This is a genomic window from Kribbella albertanoniae, assembly GCF_004348455.1.
Classification (GTDB): domain Bacteria; phylum Actinomycetota; class Actinomycetes; order Propionibacteriales; family Kribbellaceae; genus Kribbella; species Kribbella albertanoniae.
The window spans coordinates 1-5596 of sequence record NZ_SMKA01000407.1; the positions used below are offsets into that span (position 1 = coordinate 1).

Annotated in this window: 7 protein-coding genes; 6 read left to right on the forward strand and 1 reads right to left on the reverse strand. The window is 66.7% G+C overall.

Annotated elements, in window-relative coordinates:
* Window positions 1-122: 122 nt before the first annotated feature.
* Entirely contained in the window at window positions 123-824 is a 702-nt protein-coding gene (locus E1261_RS42840) for a GntR family transcriptional regulator (RefSeq protein WP_132415769.1), read from the reverse strand.
* 129 nt (window positions 825-953) lie between these two features.
* Between E1261_RS42840 and E1261_RS42845 the strand changes: the two genes are divergently transcribed.
* From E1261_RS42845 to E1261_RS42870, 6 genes are all read left to right on the forward strand, one after another.
* Window positions 954-1886 (forward strand): glycoside hydrolase family 16 protein, encoded by a 933-nt coding sequence (locus tag E1261_RS42845; RefSeq protein WP_132415771.1) that lies wholly within the window; start codon window positions 954-956, stop codon window positions 1884-1886.
* Window positions 1887-2214: 328 nt separating this feature from the next.
* Complete coding sequence (locus tag E1261_RS42850) at window positions 2215-2712, forward strand: SigE family RNA polymerase sigma factor (RefSeq protein WP_132415773.1); 498 nt, start codon at window positions 2215-2217, stop codon at window positions 2710-2712.
* On the forward strand, window positions 2709-3380 hold the full coding sequence (locus E1261_RS42855) for a hypothetical protein (protein ID WP_132415775.1): 672 nt from the start codon (window positions 2709-2711) through the stop codon (window positions 3378-3380). The genes E1261_RS42850 and E1261_RS42855 overlap by 4 nt, the downstream gene beginning before the upstream one ends.
* 115 nt (window positions 3381-3495) lie before the next feature.
* Entirely contained in the window at window positions 3496-4617 is a 1122-nt protein-coding gene (locus E1261_RS42860) for an endonuclease (protein ID WP_238176803.1), read from the forward strand.
* 209 nt (window positions 4618-4826) lie between these two features.
* Window positions 4827-5093, forward strand: coding sequence for a type II toxin-antitoxin system Phd/YefM family antitoxin (locus tag E1261_RS42865; RefSeq protein ID WP_238176804.1), 267 nt, complete (start codon window positions 4827-4829; stop codon window positions 5091-5093).
* Window positions 5090-5521 carry a type II toxin-antitoxin system VapC family toxin gene (locus E1261_RS42870; protein WP_132415777.1) on the forward strand — a complete coding sequence of 144 codons (432 nt, stop codon included), beginning with the start codon at window positions 5090-5092 and terminating at the stop codon, window positions 5519-5521. Before E1261_RS42865 ends, E1261_RS42870 begins: the two co-directional genes overlap by 4 nt.
* Window positions 5522-5596: the final 75 nt, after the last annotated feature.

Sequence of the window (5596 nt, forward strand, 5' to 3'; positions counted from 1 at the left end):
GACCGCGCGTCGCCAACGACACGCTCACCACCACAGCTGATCCACGAAGCCACGAGGCGCCCGACCGGGAACAACCCAGCCGGGCGCCTCACCCTTGCCTCTTGACAGCAGGTCACTCCATATCAGTCGAACGTCAGCCGCGTCGTGATCCGGTACCGGTCTCCGCGATAGATGGAGCGCGTGTACTCGATCACGGCGTGGTCCGCGTTCCGCGTGGTGCGCTCGAAGAGCAGCGCCGGCGCATGCACCGGTACGCCGAGGATCTCCGCCTCCTGCGCGTCCGTCACAGTCGGCTCCGCAGTCTGTACGGCGTCCTTCGGGGCAACGTGGTAGCGCGATCGCAGCAGCCCGTAGAACGAGCCGAGCTCGAAGTCGCGGCCGGTGATCCCGGGAACGAACACGGCCGGGATGCGGATCCGCTCGATGCACATCGGCGTACCGTCGACGATCCGCAGCCGCAGCGCGGTGACCAGGTCGTCGACCGGTGACATCTCCAGCTTGTGGCCGAGCCTTGCACCGGCTGGGCCGACCTCGAAGCTGAGCAGCCGGCTCGGCCAGGGCGATCCCTCTGCCAGCGGTGCCTGGTAGTCGCCGGACGCGGTCGGCTCGAGTGCCTGCTGGATCTTGCGGGCGCTGGTGAACGTGCCGCGGCCGTGCTCGCGGATCACCAGACCGTCGCGCGCCAGATCGTCGAGGGCGGCTCGCAACGTCGGCCGGGAGACGCCGAGATCCTCGCTCAGTGAGCGCTCCGACGGCAGCGGCTCACCGGGGTTGCGCTGCTCGATCAGCCGCAGCAACTGGTCCCGCGCCTCGGTCCGTCTCATCCCGAAATCTTACCAGTGGTTAACCGCTTTCCGGCATTTCCGATCCTGCATTACGCATTGACTTTACCAATTGGATAGACCACCCTCGGTTTCAGATTGCCCGCCCCGAGAACCGAAGGTGTGAACCCGATGACTCGATCGCGCAAGATCCGCCTGACCGCCGCGGCCGCCGTACTGGCCACTCTCGCCGCCGGTACGGCGACCACCGCGAACGCCCGCCCCGAGTCGGTCAAGAAGACGACGGCCTGCGGTGCGCTCTTCGACGATTTCAACTATTCGTCGCGAACCGACCCGAACTTCACCGGTCACGACTGGAGTGTCCGGACCGGCGCCGGCGGCCCCGGGATCCCGAACACCTGGACCGCCGCGAACGTCAGTTTCCCGACCGTTGACGGCCAGAAGTCGCTGCAGCTCAGGGCGACCACCGACGGGACGACCGGCGGCACCACGCAGGCACAGGTGCAGCAGAACAGGCTGCGCTTCTTCGAGGGCACCTACGCGACGCGGTTCAAGTTCAGCGACACCCCCGTCAGCGGGAACGACGGTGACCGCGTCAACCAGACCTTCTACACGATCTCGCCGCTCGATTACGACTGGGAGCCGACGTACTCGGAGCTCGACATCTCGGAGTACCTGCCGAACGGCGGTTGGGGTGAGACCGGCCCGGTCAACTTCCTTACCAGCTGGAACACCTACCAGGTGGACCCGTTCGACGGCTGGCGTAAGACCACCGTGCGGAACTTCAGTCACGCCGGTTGGCACACGCTGGTCGCCGTGGTCGCGGGAGGTCACGTGAAGTACTACATCGACGGGACGCTGGCCGCGGACCACACCACCGATGACGCCGGCCACAACGTCTACCCGCGGCGGCCGATGACGCTGAACTACAACCAGTGGTTCATCGACCTGAGCGGGCACACCGGTGGCGCCAGCTCCTACGTCCAGTCGGCCGACTGGGTCTACTACGCGAAGAACGAAACTTTGACGCCTGCCCAGATCACCACTCGCGTCAACAACTTCCGGTCCGCAGGCACGACCCACCAGGACAACATCAGCTGCTGACTCAGCTATCGAGTCATTACGTGAGATGGCTGCTTTGCCCATGGACAACCTGTGCCGGACTGAGTACGGTCCGTAAACGGCGTCCGCACCACGCCACGACGGAGGACGCCTCCGTACTTGATCGGTGAGGTACCGCCCGCCAGTGGCACCTCACTGGTGGATGGGCAAGCAGCCCGCGGTGAGAGCCGTGGCCTGATGGGGGCCCACCCACCTAGGTGGGGCGGCGAACGACACTCACTCGTTCACCGCCCCACCGACTCAACCCCAACGGTTCGGCTCCCGAGTTCGTCTTGGTGACTGACAGCTGAAACCGAGAGACGGGGGCCGGATGGCTGACTGGGAACGAGCCTTCGAGGAACTACTCGCGGGCCGGGGCGGCGCGCTCCGGGGATACGCCTATCTCCTGACCGGCGAGTCGGCCGCTGCCGCGGATCTGGTCCAGGACGCCCTGCTGAAGGTCTTCGGGCGGATGCGGGTCAGCAGCGACGTGGTCCAGCTCGAGGGCTATGTACGGCGGGCGATGCTCAACCAGTTCCTGGACGGCCGCCGACGGGCCGGACTCTGGAGGGCCAAACGGCATCTCCTGGTCCACCCGGCCGAGCACCACGACGAGGACCGGCTGCTGACGGACGTCGTACGGCAGGCTCTCGGCACCCTCTCGCCCAAGCAGCGGGCATGTGTGGTGCTCCGGTACTACGAGGACCTCACCGTCCCCGACATCGCGGAACAGCTCGGCTGCGCGCAAGGCACGGTCAAACGACATCTGGCCGATGCCCACGCCAAGCTCGCCACCCAGCTCGCCGTACCCGAGGAGACGATGAAATGACCGATCTAAAAGACTTGCTCCGTACGGCGGCCGCCGGGGCCGAGAACGTGAGTGTCGACGGCAGCGCCCTGCTCCCCCACATCCGCCGCCGCAGGCGCGTGCGGTCGGCCGCCATCGGCGTCGGCAGCGTCACCGCGGTGACCACACTCGCGATCGGCGCGTACGCCGTACTGCCGGGGCCGGCTGCGGTTGATCAGCCGCCGGCGAGCGGTGGGCCCACCAAGCCGATGGGCGGTCCGACGTCCGCGAAGGGTGACGAGGGCCTGCGGTGCGGCAGCAGCGTTGCGCCGACGAACCGGTCCGGTACACCAGAGTTGTTGATTACGCAGAGCATGACGAAGGAATCGATGACGCGGTACGGCGACGGCTGGCGCGGCACTCTGACGAGCAAGGTGACGAACACGTCCACGGTCACGCTCTACGGGGGTAACCCGCCTCGGGACTACCTGGTCGTCCAGGAGAACGCGAAGGGCAACACCGTGCTGGGCCGGGCGAAGGCGAGCCCTGGCAAGACCGGCGCCGCGCTTCCGCCAGGTCAGTCGAAATGGACGGACGACGTACCGTTCACAGTGACGAGCTGTAGCGAGAAGCAGCTGCCGAGCGGGTGGTACCTGCTCTACCTCGACGGGAAGGCGCCGAAGGTCGCGGTCGGGCGCGTCCACCTGTAGCAACCCCGGCGGTTTGCCGGATCGTCCGGCAATCTTCAGGCTCCGGGACGTTTCGCCGTACCGGCCCGAGGGGCAGACTCACTTGCGACCGTTCCCATCCGCCCTGGGAGTCGCTGTGGCCCGCTCGTTCCGCCCGGTCCTGATCCTCACCGCCGTCCTCGCGCTGCTCGGCTTCGGTGTCACACCGTCGACGGCCGCGACGCCGATCACCGTTGCGACGGCGATCGGGAGGCAGGACGGCTCAACTGCCTCCGTCACCGGCTGGGTGGTCGGGCAGCCGACCGCCACCAGCACGGTTGTCCGTAGCAACTTCCCGAACGACTACGCGCTCGCCCTCGCGGACTCCGCGAGTCAGACGAGTACGGGGTCGATGCTGTACGTGCAGATCCCAGCCGCGTTCCGCGCGTCGTACGGACTGCAGAGCAACCCGGGACTGCTCGGGAAGCAGATCACGGTCACCGGCACGCTGGCCGCGTACTTCTCGCACGCCGGTCTGAAGGACGCGACCGCCTTCACCGGTGGCGGGACGGATCCCACGGATCCCCCGGACCCCGGCGACTACTACGCGCCGGCCGCGGGTAAGACCGGCGCCGCCCTGAAGTCCGCCCTGCACACGATCATCGCGAACCAGACCAAGCTGTCCTACGACCAGGTCTGGAACGCCCTCAAGGACACCGACCAGGACCCGGCGAACACGAACAACGTCATCCTGCTCTACTCCGGCCGCTCGCAGAGCAAGTCCACCAACGGCGGCGGCGTCAACGACTGGAACCGCGAACACGTCTGGCCCCAGTCCCACGGCGACTTCGGTACGGCGACCGGCCCCGGCACCGACATCCACCACCTTCGCCCCGAGGACGTGTCGGTCAATGCCGCCCGCGGCAACCTCGACTTCGACAACGGCGGCAGCACCGTCTCCGAATGCCCCGGCTGCGCCGCCGACGGCGATTCGTTCTCCCCCCGAGCCGCCGTCCGCGGTGACGTCGCCCGGATGATCCTCTATATGGCCGTCCGCTACGACGGCGGCGACGGCTTCGCCAACCTCGAACCCAACAACGCCGTCAGCAACGGCAGCGCCCCCTACGTAGGCAAACTCTCAGTCCTGAAGGCCTGGGCCGCCGCCGACCCACCCGACACCTTCGAAAAGCGCCGCAACGAAGTCATCTACACCACCTACCAACACAACCGAAACCCCTTCATCGACCACCCCGAATGGATCGCCTCGATCTGGCCGTAGGCCATCTGCCCCGGAATGCCCCGGGATGCCCCGAATTTCGCCGAGATCGGCCCGGATCGAGCCATGATCCGGGCCGATCGCCGCATGATCTGCCCCGAGATGCCCCGCCATCTGCCCTCCGCAGCCACCCCTCGGTGCCGTCACAGTTAGGTCAGACACAAATTGTGGCTAGTATCAGAGGAGGAAAAGTGGCCACGCCAGCAGTAGAAATGGATGATCTGATGGACATCGGCATCAAGGAGCTCCGCGACGGACTCAGTCGGCACCTCGCCTACGTGCGCGAGGGACACACCATCACCGTCACCGATCACGGCAAGCCGGTCGCCCAGATCAGCCCGGTCAGCAAAATGAGCAGGCTGCAGCAGATGATCGCCGCCGGTGAGGTCCGGCCGCCGCTGCGCCCGAAGCGGCCGGTGCCACCGCCGATCAAGACGAAGGGCACGGTCAGCGACCTGATTACGGAGGATCGCGAATGATCTGCTACCTCGACACCTCGGCGTTCGTTCCGCTCCTGATCGACGAGGCCAGCTCGCCGTTCTGTGAGCAGCTCTGGGCAGACGCCGACGATGTGCTCTCCACCCACCTTCTGTACCTGGAGACCGCTAGCGCGCTGGCTCGAGCGACCAGGCGTGGCCGGGTGACCGTGGAACAGCACACGCAGGCGCTGCGAAGGCTCGACCGGCTGTGGCAGGAAATCAATGTCGTCGAACCGACCGGGCCCCTGGTTCGCAGGGCCGCGGAGTTGTCCGCGTCAGAGGCGCTGCGTGCCTATGACGCGCTGCACTGTGCAAGTGCCGAGGACGTCGGCGAACCAGATTTGGTCTTCGCCTCGGGAGATCGGCAACTGCTGAAGGCCTGCGCGGACCTCGGATTTCACGTCGCGGATGTGAACGATCCGAGCTAGCGGTTGAGGTGTAGTGAGCGGTCGCCGCGGTCTGGGGTTTTGGGGGTGGGGCGGCCGCTTGCTGTTGTCAGGTGG